General features: G+C 51.3%; 1 protein-coding gene. It reads right to left on the reverse strand.

All coding sequences use genetic code 11. The features are described 5' to 3' along the window. A partial coding sequence (locus P0G09_RS17905) for a ferritin-like domain-containing protein (RefSeq protein WP_275253343.1) occupies positions 1–291 on the reverse strand: 291 nt, incomplete at its 3' end. Between the last annotated feature and the right edge of the window lie 17 nt (positions 292–308).

Here is a 308-nt window from a genome sequence, read left to right on the forward strand (position 1 = left end):
GTCCTCGCCTTTATTCTGCAAATACTGATAAAACAGCATCGCGTGATCCCGTTCCTCCTGCGCCTGTACCCGGTACCAGTTCTCAAAGCCGTCCAGTCCGACGGCGGCGTAGTAGTTGGCAAAGTCCAGATACAGATAGGCGGAGTAGAACTCCTTATTGATCTGCTCGTTGAGCAGAAGAGATACGTGAGTGTTCATGATACTTCTCCTCCATAAGATTGTCTTTTCCTGCTCCCGGAATGGGGGCAGATATACCGTACCCAGAGCGATGCTGGGATGCTCCCTTTTCATCTCCAGGAACACCTGCT

The organism is Faecalibacterium sp. DFI.5.82 (assembly GCF_029076575.1).
Lineage (GTDB): Bacteria > Bacillota > Clostridia > Oscillospirales > Ruminococcaceae > Faecalibacterium > Faecalibacterium duncaniae.